Annotated in this window: 13 protein-coding genes, 2 tRNA genes and 2 rRNA genes (1 of these 17 only partly in view); 12 read left to right on the forward strand and 5 right to left on the reverse strand. The window is 37.6% G+C overall.

Annotation, left to right across the window (positions count from 1 at the left end; all coding sequences use genetic code 11):
- Positions 1 to 24 precede the first annotated feature (24 nt).
- The gene (gene mtaB / locus KRODI_RS10785; RefSeq protein WP_013751638.1) at positions 25 to 1,368 is read left to right on the forward strand and encodes a tRNA (N(6)-L-threonylcarbamoyladenosine(37)-C(2))-methylthiotransferase MtaB; all 1,344 of its coding nucleotides are present in this window, start codon (positions 25 to 27) and stop codon (positions 1,366 to 1,368) included.
- Between the two features lie 35 nt (positions 1,369 to 1,403).
- On the opposite strand, the gene KRODI_RS10790 is transcribed toward mtaB, so the two are convergent.
- Both KRODI_RS10790 and KRODI_RS10795 read right to left on the reverse strand, forming a co-directional pair.
- The gene (locus tag KRODI_RS10790) at positions 1,404 to 1,994 is read right to left on the reverse strand and encodes a GNAT family N-acetyltransferase (protein WP_013751639.1); all 591 of its coding nucleotides are present in this window, start codon (positions 1,992 to 1,994) and stop codon (positions 1,404 to 1,406) included.
- Positions 1,995 to 2,060: 66 nt separating this feature from the next.
- Positions 2,061 to 2,594 (reverse strand): hypothetical protein, encoded by a 534-nt coding sequence (locus KRODI_RS10795; protein ID WP_013751640.1) that lies wholly within the window; start codon positions 2,592 to 2,594, stop codon positions 2,061 to 2,063.
- A gap of 78 nt (positions 2,595 to 2,672) precedes the next feature.
- Between KRODI_RS10795 and KRODI_RS10800 the strand changes: the two genes are divergently transcribed.
- The 5 genes from KRODI_RS10800 to KRODI_RS10820 all read left to right on the forward strand — a co-directional run bounded on the left by KRODI_RS10800 (position 2,673) and on the right by KRODI_RS10820 (position 7,492).
- The gene (locus KRODI_RS10800; protein ID WP_013751641.1) at positions 2,673 to 3,092 is read left to right on the forward strand and encodes a PaaI family thioesterase; all 420 of its coding nucleotides are present in this window, start codon (positions 2,673 to 2,675) and stop codon (positions 3,090 to 3,092) included.
- Positions 3,092 to 4,225, forward strand: a complete 1,134-nt coding sequence (locus tag KRODI_RS10805; RefSeq protein WP_013751642.1) for a chorismate-binding protein — start codon at positions 3,092 to 3,094, stop codon at positions 4,223 to 4,225. The genes KRODI_RS10800 and KRODI_RS10805 overlap by 1 nt, the downstream gene beginning before the upstream one ends.
- Positions 4,226 to 4,326: 101 nt before the next feature.
- Positions 4,327 to 6,045, forward strand: coding sequence for a 2-succinyl-5-enolpyruvyl-6-hydroxy-3-cyclohexene-1-carboxylic-acid synthase (menD, locus tag KRODI_RS10810; RefSeq protein WP_041295685.1), 1,719 nt, complete (start codon positions 4,327 to 4,329; stop codon positions 6,043 to 6,045).
- Positions 6,046 to 6,124: 79 nt separating this feature from the next.
- Positions 6,125 to 6,466 carry a DUF2853 family protein gene (locus KRODI_RS10815; RefSeq protein WP_013751644.1) on the forward strand — a complete coding sequence of 114 codons (342 nt, stop codon included), beginning with the start codon at positions 6,125 to 6,127 and terminating at the stop codon, positions 6,464 to 6,466.
- Positions 6,467 to 6,658: 192 nt separating this feature from the next.
- Complete coding sequence (locus KRODI_RS10820) at positions 6,659 to 7,492, forward strand: S1 RNA-binding domain-containing protein (protein WP_013751645.1); 834 nt, start codon at positions 6,659 to 6,661, stop codon at positions 7,490 to 7,492.
- Between the two features lie 86 nt (positions 7,493 to 7,578).
- Here KRODI_RS10820 and KRODI_RS15135 read toward each other — a convergent pair whose 3' ends face one another.
- Positions 7,579 to 7,995, reverse strand: a complete 417-nt coding sequence (locus KRODI_RS15135; protein ID WP_013751646.1) for a hypothetical protein — start codon at positions 7,993 to 7,995, stop codon at positions 7,579 to 7,581.
- A gap of 131 nt (positions 7,996 to 8,126) precedes the next feature.
- On the reverse strand, positions 8,127 to 9,263 hold the full coding sequence (locus tag KRODI_RS10830; RefSeq protein WP_013751647.1) for a C1 family peptidase: 1,137 nt from the start codon (positions 9,261 to 9,263) through the stop codon (positions 8,127 to 8,129).
- Positions 9,264 to 9,307: 44 nt separating this feature from the next.
- Between KRODI_RS10830 and KRODI_RS10835 the strand changes: the two genes are divergently transcribed.
- On the forward strand, positions 9,308 to 10,147 hold the full coding sequence (locus tag KRODI_RS10835; protein WP_013751648.1) for a 1,4-dihydroxy-2-naphthoyl-CoA synthase: 840 nt from the start codon (positions 9,308 to 9,310) through the stop codon (positions 10,145 to 10,147).
- Positions 10,148 to 10,230: 83 nt separating this feature from the next.
- Here the strand turns inward: KRODI_RS10835 and KRODI_RS10840 are convergent, their stop codons facing one another.
- A complete protein-coding gene (locus tag KRODI_RS10840; protein ID WP_013751649.1) occupies positions 10,231 to 11,319 on the reverse strand; it encodes a M42 family metallopeptidase in 1,089 nt (362 codons plus the stop codon).
- A 107-nt stretch (positions 11,320 to 11,426) separates the two neighbouring features.
- Between KRODI_RS10840 and KRODI_RS10845 the strand changes: the two genes are divergently transcribed.
- The 5 genes from KRODI_RS10845 to KRODI_RS10865 form a co-directional block, all read left to right on the forward strand.
- Entirely contained in the window at positions 11,427 to 12,107 is a 681-nt protein-coding gene (locus KRODI_RS10845; RefSeq protein ID WP_013751650.1) for a DUF4294 domain-containing protein, read from the forward strand.
- Positions 12,108 to 12,890: 783 nt separating this feature from the next.
- Positions 12,891 to 14,414 (forward strand): 16S ribosomal RNA (locus tag KRODI_RS10850).
- A 212-nt stretch (positions 14,415 to 14,626) separates the two neighbouring features.
- A tRNA-Ile gene (locus KRODI_RS10855) sits at positions 14,627 to 14,700 on the forward strand.
- 174 nt (positions 14,701 to 14,874) lie between these two features.
- Positions 14,875 to 14,951, forward strand: a tRNA-Ala gene (locus tag KRODI_RS10860).
- Positions 14,952 to 15,230: 279 nt separating this feature from the next.
- A 23S ribosomal RNA gene (locus tag KRODI_RS10865) occupies positions 15,231 to 15,570 on the forward strand (it continues 2,487 nt past the right edge of the window).
- Together the 16S and 23S rRNA genes with 2 tRNA genes alongside form the textbook arrangement of a ribosomal RNA operon.

Below are 15,570 nucleotides of genomic sequence, written 5' to 3' on the forward strand. Positions count from 1 at the left end.
GCAATTTTTACAAATCATCATCACATGTCCTCTAAAAAGAAAGTCGCATTTTATACACTAGGTTGTAAACTGAATTTTTCAGAGACTAGTACCATTGCTCGTAGTTTTGGGCAAGAGGGATTTGATAAAGTTGAGTTTTCTGAGCCTGCAGATGTCTACGTGATAAATACATGTAGTGTGACAGAAAATGCAGATAAGCGTTTTAAGTCTATTGTAAAACAAGCTCAAAAGGTAAATCCAGAAGGAGTTACTGTCGCAGTAGGTTGTTATGCACAACTTAAACCAGAAGAGCTTGCTGATGTAGATGGTGTAGATCTCGTTCTTGGAGCGACAGAGAAGTTTAATGTCACTAGTTATATTAATGATTTACTAGATAATCCAGATAGATCTAAGGAAGGTGGAGAAGTACACGCTTGTGAGATTCAAGATGCAGATTTCTATGTGAGCTCTTATTCTATAGGAGATCGAACTCGTGCCTTTTTAAAAGTGCAAGATGGTTGTGATTATAAATGTACCTATTGTACGATACCCCTTGCTAGAGGTATTTCTAGAAGTGATACATTACAAAATGTATTGGACAACGCTTCAAAAATAGCTGCGCAAGACATAAAAGAGATTGTACTTACTGGAGTTAATATAGGAGATTACGGTAAAGGAGAGTTTGGAAACAAGAAGCACGAGCATACTTTTTTAGAACTCGTACAAGAGCTTGATAAAGTAGAAGGAATAGAGCGCTTAAGAATATCTTCTATAGAGCCTAATCTACTTAAAAATGAAACAATTGATGTGGTGTCTAAGTCACGCACATTTGTACCTCATTTTCATATCCCATTACAGAGTGGAAGCAATAAGATTCTTGGGTTGATGCGTCGCCGTTATCAACGCGAGTTATATGTAGACCGTGTTGCCAAAATCAAAGAGGTAATGCCTCAAGCTTGTATAGGTGTAGACGTAATCGTAGGTTTTCCGGGAGAAACAGATGAGGATTTTCTAGAAACTTATAATTTCCTTACCGGATTAGATATCTCTTACTTACATGTCTTTACATATTCAGAACGTGATAATACTCCTGCCGCTACGATGGAAGGAGAAGTGCCTAAAAAGGTGCGTAGTAAACGTAGTAAAATGCTACGAGGACTTTCAGCCAAAATGCGTAGAGCATTCTATGAGTCCCAATTAAACAGTATGCGCACTGTACTTTTTGAAAGTGAGAATAAGGAAGGCTACATTCACGGGTTTACAGAAAATTACGTAAAAGTAAAATCACCTTGGAATCCAGAACTTGTAAATACATTACACGAAGTGGAGCTAACTTCTATAGATGATGATGGAATGGTGAGATTTGATTTTGCAAACGTTGAGGTGTAAGTGATCGCTTTCGCGAAAGCGTACTTTAAATACATCTACTCTTCTTTATTATCTAGAATATCAATAAATCGTGTGTTCTTGATTTCTTCCCATTCTTCTTTGAGAATTGAATAGCAACAAGAATTACGACGTCTACCATTTTTTGTAATAATATCCTTGCGCATGATACCTTCTAAGATAGCGCCTAGCTTTTCTACTGCTTTTCTTGAGCGAATATTGCGCTCGTCGATACGAAACTCCACGCGTTCATAACGAAGTTTTTCAAAAGCATACCGTAGCATGAGAAACTTGACATGTAAGTTAAGACCGCTTCCGCGAAAATCTTCTCCAAGCCACGTCCATCCTATATGGACAATTTTATTGACATCATCTATATTTCCATAACGTGTGGAGCCAGCAAATTTGCAAAGTTTTTTGTCAAAAATAATAAAAGGTAATGCTGTACCCAGCTCACGTCTTTCTATTGCATCCTTTATGTACGCCTTTAGTTTAGGCCCCGTAGATATATCCGAACCGCCATAGGCGTTGAGGTCTACTTCTTTTGAGAGAGGAAGAAGATCACTGTAATGGTAATTCTCTAAGGCAAGTAATTTTGCTCTTTCGTTTTCTAATGTCTTTACTTTCATATCAAAAAAAATGTGTCGTATTTAAAAATACGACACATTTTTTAAGAAGCGATATGTTATGAGTTATTATACTCCTAAAATCTCTGCATCGACTTTAAATTTAGTATAAATCTCAATTTCATGATCAGACTCGATGGTTTGATCTGTTGTTGTTTCTGTGCGCAATCTGTAAGAATCCTTTTTGATATACTCTTCAAGCTCTACATTTTCTATATCTAGCGTAAGTGAGCGTGCACCATTTTCTGGGATGCCCACTTTTGAAGCGATGAGTTGCTCTGGAAGACCATCTGCAGTGATGTAAATAAAAATGTCATTTAAGAAATCAAAATCACCAGAAGCAGGTGTTTGAAGGTCAAGTCTTAATGTGGTTAACTTCACACTTTCTACAAGACTAGAGTTTGTATTATTATTCTCAAATTTTGACTCTGAGTTTGTGGTGGTCTCTGGAGTAACAATATCAAATGGCGTACCTAGAAGTGTAGTAGCTTGTATGGTAAAATTTGTAGTGTAGTCTATGTCAAATTTAGTGAGCTCGTCAATTTTATCACAAGAGATAAATGTAAGTATAAGTAATGTGATAGCTAGTGTCTTTTTAATCATAATAGAGGGTTTTGTGTTCAATATTAACGAAATTTGATATGCGAAAGTATCTATAATTTGTTCGCTTTAAAGATTTATATGAAAAATAACAAAGAAGAAGTACTAGCACGTCTAGCAGAGAGTTGTAAAAACACTTTAATGGAAACCTTAGATATTACTTATATAGATTTTGGAGAGGATTTTCTTGTAGCACAAATGCCTGTAACTCCAAAAGTACATCAGCCAGATGGAGTGTTGCATGGAGGTGCAATGGTTGCACTTGCAGAGAGTGTAGGCAGCGCGGCTAGTTTTATGTTTCTCAACCAGGAGCATACTATAAGAGGTATAGAAATCTCGGCAAATCATGTAAAGAGTAAACGCGATGGGATGGTCTATGCAAAGGCTACATTTATACATAAAGGTAGAACCACCCAGCTTTGGAACATTGATGTAGTAGATGAAAACGATGCCCTTATTTCAAAATGTAAACTGACTACAATCGCTTTGCCTAGGAACTAATGGGTAGCACAGACTTTTTTGAACATATCGAAGAGCATTTTGAAAGTACATTACCATTTGTGGTTTATAGAAAACCTAATGAAGAAAAGATTCATGCGCTTTTACAAGATGATGAAACTCTTCATGAAGTAAATGACTTCTCAGAAAGCGGCTTTGTGTTTGCTCCTTTTGATGCATCAACATCAGAGACTGTCTTAATTCCTGCCGAAGAGTCTTTTGCAATGGAACTAGATTCCTTTGAAAATGAGATGCTATTAGAAGCAGAAACAATCTTAGTTAACCATACAAACGAGGATCGTGAGGCTCATGTTAAACTAGTAAATAGAGGAATTGAAGCCATAGCAGATACGGCTATGAAGAAAGTGGTGCTTTCGCGAAAGCAAAATATACCACATAATTATGAGTCTCCTGTTGAGATTTTTAAGCGATTACTTGGGACTTATAAGACCGCGTTTGTGTATTGCTGGTATCACCCTAATGTAGGTCTATGGCTAGGAGCTACGCCAGAAACATTGTTATCTATAAACAATAGACGTTTGCATACAATGTCGCTAGCTGGAACTCAGAAAACAAGCGTTAGTTCTGATGTGGTCTGGGGAGAAAAAGAACAAGAGGAACAACAATTTGTGACAGATTCTATTGTCGAAAATCTATCGACGCTTGTAAAAAATCTTCAAGTTTCTGATGTTACGACCCAGCAAGCGGGAACTTTGCTGCACCTCAAGACCGATATTTCTTCAATCATAAATGAAAATGAAACTAGCATAGCTGCTGTTATAAATGCTCTACATCCGACACCAGCCGTTTGCGGACTACCAAAAGAAGAAGCAAAGGAATTTATCCTCAATAATGAAGGATATGCTCGTTCTTATTACACAGGTTTCTTAGGGGAACTTAATTACAAAACAGAAAAAAAGAGAGCAAGCACACGTAGGAATGTTGAGAATCTTGCTTATAGCGCCATAAAAAAGCATACGCATTTATTTGTAAACCTGAGATGTATGGAGGTAGACGCCAGTGGAGCACAGTTATATGTAGGTGGCGGAGTAACAGCATCAAGTGATGCGGTAGCTGAGTGGGAGGAAACGGTAAATAAATTACAAACTGTAGCAAAAGTACTGCGCACTACATAATATGAAGTGTACGATTTGAGTTACTAAATTTCTCAAATTTTCTATAATTCCTGATTATAGATGCTCAATTCTAAATGGTAGAAATCGTATTTTTGTTACTAATGATTCACTCTAAAATTCCTGTAGCACAATCTATCGTTCACCTTTGCTTAAGTAAAGGAATTGATACGGTTATTATATCTCCAGGATCCCGTAACGCACCGCTCACCATTGAGTTTACAAAAAATCCAAACATAAAAGCATACAGCATTGTAGATGAGCGCTGTGCTGCTTTTGTAGCTTTAGGAATTGCACAACAATCTAGAAAGCCCGTGGCTATTGTATGTACTTCTGGTAGTGCTTTACTCAATTACTATCCAGCAATCTCCGAAGCTTTTTACAGTGATATCCCGCTCATTGCTATAAGTGCCGATAGACCTATTGAACGTATAGATATAGGAGATGGACAAACGATAAGACAAAAGAACGTTTTTGAAAATCACATTTTATATTCGGCAAACTTATACTCCGAATTAGTGCCTGTAAATGAGGTTACGGATACTAAGGTTGCTCAGAAAATAAAGGAGAGTCAGCGACATAATGATCAAGAGATTAATAAAGCGCTTAATATAGCGATCGAACAATCTGGTCCAGTACACATCAATGTTCCTTTTTACGAGCCTTTGTATGAAATGACAGATGTGGCGATAGCAAAACCTATAGAAGTAGCACCTCATAAAATTATTGGTCAGCTATCTTTAGACGAGTTACAACCCTATATGGATAGCTGGAATCATGCAACACGTAAGCTTGTAATAATTGGAGTACAAGGGCCTAATGTGATGGAACAATCATTACTTGATATGTTAGGTAATGATCCTAGTGTTATTGTTTTTACAGAGACTACATCAAATGTTTCTCACCCTAATTTCTTTACTCGCATAGATAACATAATCGGTAGTCTAGATGACGACGGTTTCAAAGCATTGCAACCAGATATTCTATTAACCTTCGGAGGAATGGTAGTTTCAAAAAAGGTAAAAGCTTTTATTAGAAATTATCAGCCACAGCAGCACTGGCACGTAGATGCAAAGAAAGCTTATGACACTTATTTCTGTCTTAATAAACATTTTGAAACTTCGGCTTCCCACTTTTTAGAAAACTTGCGAGAGCACACTTCATACACTAAGAGTGTTTACCAACATGAATGGCTTACTATACGAGAAAAACGTGATGTGCTGCATACAGAGTATATAAACCAAATGGAATGGTGCGACTTTAAAGCATTTGACCATATTCTCAGTGAGATTCCAGATCACTCAATGCTACAACTAGGTAATAGTAGTACTGTAAGATATGCACAGCTATTTGATATTAATAAAACGCTTGAGGTTTATTGTAATAGAGGAACTAGTGGTATAGACGGAAGCACGAGTACAGCAATAGGTGCTGCTATGGTAAGTGCGAAGCCTACTACATTCATCACGGGAGAGCTAAGTTTCTTTTACGATAGCAATGCACTGTGGAATAAGAATATTCCGCAAGATTTTAAAATCATCGTTATAAACAATAGTGGAGGAGGCATTTTCCGTATTCTACCTAATAAGGATAAGAACACAGATAACTTTGATGAGTTTTTTGAAACTACGCACGACCTTTCGGCAGAGAAGTTATGTGAGATGTATAATTTCAAATACTTGAAAGCAGATAGTGAGGAGAGTTGTGCTTTCGCGAAAGCGGAGTTATATGCATCAAATGATAAACCTGCTTTGCTTGAAATCTTCACACCGCGCAAAATCAACGATAAAGTGCTACTTGATTACTTTAACTTTATCAAGTGATCTTTTTTAAGGATAGTTTAACTTTTTGTTTATCTTTAAGATGTAATAAAGAATTAACTAAACTAGTAACAATACAATTATGAGCAAAAGAGAAGAACTCATCGCCAAATATGCAGATGATTTAAAGAACAAATGTGGAGTAACTCCAGATATGGATTTCCTTACAAAAGTAACAATAGGTTGTGGACCGTCTATCTATAATAAAGACTCATCTACAGTTTCTGGAGGTTCTGATTCTGAAATCGCTACTGTTAAGAATAACTTCTTAATAAAAAAGCTAGGTCTTGCAGATAGCGCAGACCTAGATAAGGCTATCGATAGTGTTCTTGAAACATACGGAAAGTCTAATCGTAATAAATACCGTGCAGTAGTATACTATATGCTAGCAAAGCACTTTAAGAAAGAGTCTGTTTACAAATAGATTACTCTTACAATATCTAAAAACGCCTTGACTTACCCTCAAGGCGTTTTTTTATGAGGTAACTATTAAATTACTTAATTTGTATTTGACATTGTGCTTGAAGTTTTATCGTTTTCTACCCTATAGATTAAGTCTATAGTAGATGGTTGTTTGTAATTTAAGTAATCGTATTTTTGCATTTTAATTAAGATTATGTTAGATATAGGAAAGTACCATATAATGAGAATAGATAGAGAGACAGAGCCTGGGCTTTTTCTTTCTAATGAAGCAGGAGATGATGTTTTGTTACCCAATAAATATGTTCCAGAAGAATATAAAATATGGGATGAACTTAACGTGTATGTTTATCTAGATCATGAAGAAAGACCAGTAGCGACGACTCTTAAGCCGTTTATAGAGCTTAATAACTTTGGTTATTTAAGATGTACTGCGGTAAATGAAGTAGGAGCATTTTTAGATTGGGGTCTTGAGAAAGAACTTTTCGTGCCTTTTGCTCAACAAGCTAGACCTATGAAAGTAGGTAGCTGGTACATCGTGTATATGTATCTAGACGCAAAAACAAATCGTCTTGCAGCAACAAGTAAAACCATGAAGTATTTATCTAACGATAATATTGAGGTAAAGAAATTTGATAAAGTAGAGGTGATTATTTCACACATTACAGAGCGCGGTGCAAATGCAATTGTAGATGGAAAACATAAAGGTCTTATATATAAGGAAGATATTTTTGAGGATATAAGAACTGGTGATAAACTTGAAGCATGGGTAAAGAAAATACGCCCAGATGGAAAAATTGACTTAGTACTTCAAGAAGAAGGATATAAAAGTATAGAGCCTAATGCGCAGTATATCTTTGACGAACTTCAAGCAAATGACGGATTCATGACTTTACATGATAAATCTGATCCGGTAGATATACAGAACCAATTAGGTTTAAGTAAAAAGAGTTTTAAAAAGGCAATAGGAACTTTATACAGAGATCGTAAAATCCTAATAAAGGAGGATGGAATACATCTTATAGATTAAGTTTCCTTAAATAAGTAACAAAAACAGCAGGCAGCTCTATGAGCTGCCTGCTGTTTTTTTATATATGGATGTTTTTAATTAGTTGGTTAGCAATTAGTGATAAGCTCATCACTAGTTACCCATGCAACTGCATTAGGAAGATTGTCAAATATTTCTGGTTTAAAGGGATAAAATTTGCTTTCAAAAATGGAAGACCTTTTACTAGTTTCGTTATAACTTACAATAGCAACCTTCGCTTTAGGGATATTAAAAGGCTCAGTATTCATAAGCGCTGTGGGAACAACAGCGTATGCGTTAAGTCTATTAGATATATATCCAAATGTGTCTAAATGTTCAAAATGATCTTTTATAAGTGATGCCAGGTATTGATAATTTTTTGTGTCAAGTAGTACACCTTCTTTAAACTCTGTAACAAGGTAATTTTTAAACATAGTTACAGACCCGATATCTAGATGATATATAGTTTCAATTTCTTCTAAAGACTTTAATTCCCTTATACTCATCGACTTTAATAGCTTGTTGTTGATGGCTCAAAGATAATTTGAATTACAATTTTTGGGATTGTAAGTTACTATATTACTGCGGTTTAGCTTATGTATGTAATTAATCGATGATACATGTCACTTTGTCGATTTTAAAAAGTAATTTTTCTTGAAGTTTGTTTTAAAAGCCCTTCCTTATGAAGTAGTACAGAAATAGCTTTTAATCTCATATAAGCAACGCTCATATACACATAACCATCATAAGTAGTCTTTGCGGGATCTGTTCCCCATGAATTTTTTACTTTATAGTAAACAGTTCCATTTTGATCGGTTGCTTTCCCTGTGATATGCATTAGGTGGTCATCTGTAGTGTTGTAGTTTTCAAACTCCTCTTGTCTATACTCTTGAGAGATTGTTTTTTCTAGTTCTGGACCTAAGACGGCAATCCTCTTATTCTCATCATGAGAAGGAATCACGGCTACACCATGTTTTGAAGAAAATGTGAGTTCGCTCACATCACAGTCAAGTGTAACTGTAAACCCATTGTCTAGTGCGTGATCTATATTACTTATAAATTCATCTAGCGGGAGATTGTACATTGATCCATTTGAAAAGTTATCAGGAATATTAAGTATAAATGAAGTGTAAAATGGATGGTACGTAAAAGAAGTAAGCGTCACATAGTTTTCAGGATTTACTTTCATTTCTCTCGCAAACTCTTTAGGAGAATAAGTTTTACCATTATAATTAAATGTAGCTAAGTTTTCTCCTAGATACACATCTAGCACTTTGTTCACGGCCTCTTTCCATTTTTTGCTCAAGGTGCGCCCAGGATTATCGACGTAGGTGTCTAGCATAGCATGTAACACTGCTACCATTTCGGCATGATTATGAGTTTCTTTTGTGTCAGCAAGTCCAGTATAAGCAGCGTCGGGAACTAATCCATAATTTGTTACACTATGTAATACATCATGAGCAAGCCCACCCTCAGAAAACTGTGCGCCTCCTTGTCTCATTATATAGTTATCTGCTTTTTCTGGATATATATTCCTTACCGTATACATTTCAGACAGATCTACATTCTTGCCTGTAAGTCTAAGTATTTCACTTTCTAAAAAAGAAGATGTGCTAAAGCTCCAGCAGGTTCCAGTGACGCCTTGACTTATAACAGCTGTAGCTTGTAAATCAATAGTATCTGTAAAAATATAGGGAGCGGTGGTAACTTCTTGTGCGTAGTACGCTTTCGCGAAAGCAAAAACAACCATCACACTTAGTACTACTTTTTTCATCGGTCTAGGAATAAAGAATTATTTTTACGCTAAAATAGCATTTTATGGATAAGCCAAACTGGCAAACAGCCAAAGAATACAAAGACATTACTTATAAGAAGAGTAATGGAGTAGCGAGAATAGCATTTAATAGGCCAGATGTGCGAAACGCATTTAGACCTAATACTACAAAGGAATTATATGATGCCTTTTATGATGCAAATGAGGATAGATCTATAGGTGTAGTACTTCTATCTGCTGAAGGGCCATCATCTAAGGATGGTGTATATAGTTTTTGCTCTGGTGGTGATCAAAAAGCTCGCGGTAAAGAAGGATATGTAGGAGAGGATGGATATCATAGACTTAACATACTAGAAGTGCAACGTCTTATACGTTTTATGCCTAAGGCAGTAATTGCTGTTGTTCCAGGGTGGGCAGTGGGAGGAGGGCACAGCCTGCACGTAGTTTGTGACCTAACACTTGCAAGTAAGGAGCACGCAATTTTTAAACAGACAGATGCAGATGTAACTTCTTTTGACGGTGGTTATGGAAGTGCTTACCTCGCAAAAATGGTAGGGCAGAAGAAAGCAAGAGAGATTTTCTTCTTAGGTAGAAACTATTCTGCGCAGGAAGCTTATGAGATGGGAATGGTAAATGCCGTAATACCACATGCAGAGCTAGAAGATACTGCATACGAGTGGGCGCAAGAAATTCTTGCCAAATCACCTATCTCTATAAAGATGCTCAAGTTTGCCATGAACCTTACAGATGATGGCATGGTGGGGCAACAAGTTTTTGCCGGAGAAGCGACACGTCTTGCATATATGACAGACGAAGCTGTAGAGGGTAGAAATGCCTTTCTAGAAAAAAGAGCACCTAATTTTGAGAAGAAGTGGATTCCATAGAGGATTCTTCAGAGTTTTAAAAGTAATAACCCGTTCAATATGATTGAACGGGTTATTTTATTTCAATTTTTCGCTAAAGCGGATTATTCAAAATAAGAGAATGTCTCACCATCTTCTATAGTAAGTAGCGTTTCATATATAAGTTTAATCACATTTTCTACATCTTCACGGTGCACCATTTCTACAGTAGTGTGCATATATCTTAATGGTAGTGATATAAGGGCAGAGGCTACGCCGCTACCGCTATAAGCAAATGCATCTGTATCTGTACCCGTAGCACGAGAAAGTGCAGCTCTCTGGAAAGGAAGTTTATTCTTTTCGGCTGTTTCTGTAATACGATCACGTAGCTTTTGCTGTACCGCAGGAGCATAAGCGATCACGGGTCCTTTACCTAGTTCTACATGTCCTTGCTTTTTCATCTCTATCATAGGCGTTGTGGTGTCATGAGTTACATCTGTAACGATTGCCACATTAGGCTTGATGCGCTCTGCAATCATTTGTGCCCCACGTAACCCTATTTCCTCTTGTACAGAATTTGTAATATAAAGACCAAAAGGTAAGGTCTTTTTATTCTCATGAAGTAGTCTAGCAACTTCTGCAATCATAAAGCCACCTGCACGATTATCTATCGCACGGCACACAAATTTATTTCCGTTTAAAACATGGAACGTATCTGGGTAAGTGATTACACAGCCCACAAATATGCCCATTTTTTCAACTTCTTCTTTATCTGCTGCGCCTACATCTATAAAAATGTTATCAGGTTTTGGAGCTTCTTCTTTAGACTTATCGCGAGTGTGAATTGCTGGCCACCCAAAAACTCCTTTTACAATGCCATCCTTAGTGTGCACATTTACAATCTTAGAGGGAGCAATCTGGTGATCACTACCGCCATTACGTATTACATATATAAGTCCGTTATCTGCTATATAATTTACATACCAAGATATTTCGTCTGCATGTCCTTCTATTACTACTTTATATTTTGCGTCTGGATTAATTACTGCAACTGCAGTTCCATAGGTATCTGTGATAAATTCATCTACATAAGGAGTGAGATAATCCATCCACAACTTTTGACCGTCCCACTCATAACCAGTAGGAGCAGCGTTGTTGAGGTAACGTTCGAGAAAGTCTAGAGACTTTTTATTTAAAATGCTTTTTGAAGCCATAGAATAATATTTTCTTTAAAAGTAAGAATATTAACCAAGAGTTTATAACGTTATAGAGGTCTAATACCTAATTTTGGAACGATTTTAGCTTAAAGCGAAAGAAAAAGATGCGCATACATAATCTTCTATATATAATAGTATTCATAGCAGGGTTTGCTCAAGCCCAAGAAACTCCTGTAGATTCGACAGAGGTAGCAATTGAATATTACATCATTCAGGGAGACACCATCCCAAGGAGCGCTATAGATCTTAATGAGGTTATCGTTTTTAAAAGATTAAAATTTGATAACAAAGAAGACCGCAGACGCTATTTAATATTACGCCGAAAAACCAGAAAGGTTTTTCCTTACGCAAAACTTGCTGCAGATAGGCTTGTGGAATTAAATAGTAGATTAGATTCTATAGAGGGTAAACGCGCAAGAAAGAAGTACACAAAAATCATTCATAAATATTTAGAAGGAGAATTTTCGGCAGAGCTTAAGAAACTCACACGCACCGAAGGACAAATACTTATTAAGCTCATACACCGTCAAACAGGCGAGACAGCATTCGAATTGATAAAGAGGTTGCGTAGCGGTTGGAGAGCATTCTGGTACAATACTACCGCCAGTGCTTTTGACATATCACTTAAGAGAGAGTTTGATCCAGTAAACGAGGAAGAAGATTTCCTTATAGAAGATATACTGCAACGCTCTTTTCAATCAAGAATTCTAGAAACACAGCCTAGCGCTTTAGACTTTGAGTTTTTAGAATTATCAGATAAGTGGAAGGAGAAAGGAGTAGAGTAATAGCATACCTATTATATGGTATAATTACCCTGTATCGCTTTCGCGAAAATATCTAGGGTGGTTTTTGCAGCTATTTGATGTTTGCTGAGGTAGGAATTGCTAGTTTCTCTGAGTTTATGGAGTATAAAACAGGGTTCTTTTATGGTTGTTGAGGTGTCATTTAAGTTATTTTAAAAGCTACTTCTTGTATTTACAGCGAGTTGCATATTTCCTTAAAATTTTCTTAAGAATATTCTTGTCAGATTAGAACTTCGGTGTATCTTTGCCACCCGCTTAACAGCAAGCGGTTGTTCTTTTAAATGTCTTCAAAAAGTTTGTTTTTATTTCTTCAAATTATTTTTCAAAAGATAGTTTGTGATTAGGAAAAAGGTTGTAGTTTTGCAGCCGCTAACAACTGGAGGTTATTTGGGAGTTATGTTCATTGCGATTGTTACTTAGTTTTAGAGGTTGAAAATTAAATTTTCGATTATTTTTAAGATTAAGTTGTGAGTTTAAAAAACAGTTGTATATTTGCACCCGCTTAGAGAAACAGTAATATATCTAGCGAAGTTCAAAAGTTTTTATTGAGATGTTTTGGAAGATTAGTTATTCTAATTTGAGGTTCGAATCCTTAGCATTTGCAAGAGTTTTCTGCTATTAATAGTGGTAGAGAAAGTTCATTGATTTATTGAATTGACAGCGCGTATTAATACCTTCGGGTATTATTACAAAGAATTTGAAAACTAGAAGTTTATTATTGACCAGATATTTCGAGTCGTGAGGAGTTAAATTTATTTACAATACACGATGAAGAGTTTGATCCTGGCTCAGGATGAACGCTAGCGGCAGGCTTAACACATGCAAGTCGAGGGGTAACAGAGGTAGCTTGCTACTTGCTGACGACCGGCGCACGGGTGCGTAACGCGTATAGAATCTACCTTATACTGGGGGATAGCCTTTGGAAACGAAGATTAATACCCCATAGTATGTTTGAATGGCATCATTTGGACATTAAAGTTTCGGCGGTATAAGATGACTATGCGTTCTATTAGTTTGTTGGTAAGGTAACGGCTTACCAAGACTACGATAGATAGGGGTCCTGAGAGGGAGATCCCCCACACTGGTACTGAGACACGGACCAGACTCCTACGGGAGGCAGCAGTGAGGAATATTGGACAATGGAGGCAACTCTGATCCAGCCATGCCGCGTGTAGGAAGACTGCCCTATGGGTTGTAAACTACTTTTATATGGGAAGAATAAGGTCTACGTGTAGACTGATGACGGTACCATAAGAATAAGCACCGGCTAACTCCGTGCCAGCAGCCGCGGTAATACGGAGGGTGCAAGCGTTATCCGGAATCATTGGGTTTAAAGGGTCCGTAGGCGGGCATATAAGTCAGTGGTGAAAGTCTGTGGCTCAACCATAGAATTGCCATTGATACTGTATGTCTTGAATTATTGTGAAGTGGTTAGAATATGTAGTGTAGCGGTGAAATGCTTAGAGATTACATAGAATACCGATTGCGAAGGCAGATCACTAACAATATATTGACGCTGATGGACGAAAGCGTAGGTAGCGAACAGGATTAGATACCCTGGTAGTCTACGCCGTAAACGATGGATACTAGTTGTTTGGCTTTCGGGCTGAGTGACTAAGCGAAAGTGATAAGTATCCCACCTGGGGAGTACGTTCGCAAGAATGAAACTCAAAGGAATTGACGGGGGCCCGCACAAGCGGTGGAGCATGTGGTTTAATTCGATGATACGCGAGGAACCTTACCAGGGCTTAAATGTAGATTGACAGGACTAGAGATAGTTTTTTCTTCGGACAATTTACAAGGTGCTGCATGGTTGTCGTCAGCTCGTGCCGTGAGGTGTCAGGTTAAGTCCTATAACGAGCGCAACCCCTGTGGTTAGTTGCCAGCGAGTAATGTCGGGAACTCTAGCCAGACTGCCGGTGCAAACCGTGAGGAAGGTGGGGATGACGTCAAATCATCACGGCCCTTACGTCCTGGGCCACACACGTGCTACAATGGTAGGGACAGAGAGCAGCCACTGGGCGACCAGGAGCGAATCTATAAACCCTATCTCAGTTCGGATTGGAGTCTGCAACTCGACTCCATGAAGCTGGAATCGCTAGTAATCGGATATCAGCCATGATCCGGTGAATACGTTCCCGGGCCTTGTACACACCGCCCGTCAAGCCATGGAAGCTGGGGGTACCTGAAGTCCGTCACCGTAAGGAGCGGCCTAGGGTAAAACTGGTAACTAGGGCTAAGTCGTAACAAGGTAGCCGTACCGGAAGGTGCGGCTGGAACACCTCCTTTCTAGAGCTTGTCCCTGTTATTGTGCGTTATATATTTATATGTAACAATATCAATAATACACAGCAAACGACTTACGACCGAAAGGTTAAAATAGGTTTTAGTTTTCAATAGCTGTCGATTTAATTTTAATAAACAAGTAAATAGTAGTTAGACTTTAGTATTGAGTTTTTTACTTAAGACTATTACTTAACAACTATAGATTGTTTAATTACAGTCTCATAGCTCAGCTGGTTAGAGCGCTACACTGATAATGTAGAGGTCGGCAGTTCGAGTCTGCCTGAGACTACTAATTAATAAGTAGACATATTTTAAAAGATATGTTTGATTGTTAGTTGTGCTTTCGCGAAAGCTTAATAAATCGTGATGTTCATTGTATTACATTTTGAAGGAAATTTTAGAAGTTGAGAATCATTACTTCGTCATTCGAAAACTGATGTCATCATCGGAATTTCATAAAAATGGGGGATTAGCTCAGCTGGCTAGAGCGCCTGCCTTGCACGCAGGAGGTCATCGGTTCGACTCCGATATTCTCCACCAAGATAGTTACTTTATAGTAATTATCATCCTTAGGTATAAAGGATATAGTTTTTAAAAACACAGGATTCACGAAAGTGCAATACGTTTTTATTTACATAGATTTTATACTGATTATGGGAAAACGTTCATTGACATATTGGGAAATAATTAAAGAATACGAGAAGTCGTATGTAACCTAGCCGGTTATATACGCAAGAATATGAATATAATATGATTAACTCATTATAATATAAAGGTTTATGTATTTTATACATAAGCCCTTAAAAGAGCAATAAGTACAATAAGCTAATTAAGGGCGTATGGGGAATGCCTAGGCTCTCAGAGGCGATGAAGGACGTGATAAGCTGCGAAAAGCTACGGGGATCTGCACACAAGAATTGATCCGTAGATATCCGAATGGGGCAACCCGGTATATTGAAGATATATCACCAGAAATGGGGCAAACCCGGAGAACTGAAACATCTAAGTACCCGGAGGAGAAGAAAACAATAGTGATTCCGCTAGTAGTGGCGAGCGAACGCGGATTAGCCCAAACCAGTAATGTTACGGCATTGCTGGGGTTGTAGGACCACGACATTTTGTGCTTTATGAATTAGAATACTTTGGAAAGAGTAGCCAT

Source organism: Dokdonia sp. 4H-3-7-5 (assembly GCF_000212355.1).
Taxonomy (GTDB): domain Bacteria; phylum Bacteroidota; class Bacteroidia; order Flavobacteriales; family Flavobacteriaceae; genus Dokdonia.

Coding starts and splice junctions, on each gene's coding strand:
- mtaB (WP_013751638.1), top strand. CDS start 25: ATGTCCTCTAAAAAGAAAGTCGCATTTTATACACTAGGTTGTAAACTG.
- KRODI_RS10790 (WP_013751639.1), bottom strand. CDS start 1,994: ATGAAAGTAAAGACATTAGAAAACGAAAGAGCAAAATTACTTGCCTTA.
- KRODI_RS10795 (WP_013751640.1), bottom strand. CDS start 2,594: ATGATTAAAAAGACACTAGCTATCACATTACTTATACTTACATTTATC.
- KRODI_RS10800 (WP_013751641.1), top strand. CDS start 2,673: ATGAAAAATAACAAAGAAGAAGTACTAGCACGTCTAGCAGAGAGTTGT.
- KRODI_RS10805 (WP_013751642.1), top strand. CDS start 3,092: ATGGGTAGCACAGACTTTTTTGAACATATCGAAGAGCATTTTGAAAGT.
- menD (WP_041295685.1), top strand. CDS start 4,327: ATGATTCACTCTAAAATTCCTGTAGCACAATCTATCGTTCACCTTTGC.
- KRODI_RS10815 (WP_013751644.1), top strand. CDS start 6,125: ATGAGCAAAAGAGAAGAACTCATCGCCAAATATGCAGATGATTTAAAG.
- KRODI_RS10820 (WP_013751645.1), top strand. CDS start 6,659: ATGTTAGATATAGGAAAGTACCATATAATGAGAATAGATAGAGAGACA.
- KRODI_RS15135 (WP_013751646.1), bottom strand. CDS start 7,995: ATGAGTATAAGGGAATTAAAGTCTTTAGAAGAAATTGAAACTATATAT.
- KRODI_RS10830 (WP_013751647.1), bottom strand. CDS start 9,263: ATGAAAAAAGTAGTACTAAGTGTGATGGTTGTTTTTGCTTTCGCGAAA.
- KRODI_RS10835 (WP_013751648.1), top strand. CDS start 9,308: ATGGATAAGCCAAACTGGCAAACAGCCAAAGAATACAAAGACATTACT.
- KRODI_RS10840 (WP_013751649.1), bottom strand. CDS start 11,319: ATGGCTTCAAAAAGCATTTTAAATAAAAAGTCTCTAGACTTTCTCGAA.
- KRODI_RS10845 (WP_013751650.1), top strand. CDS start 11,427: ATGCGCATACATAATCTTCTATATATAATAGTATTCATAGCAGGGTTT.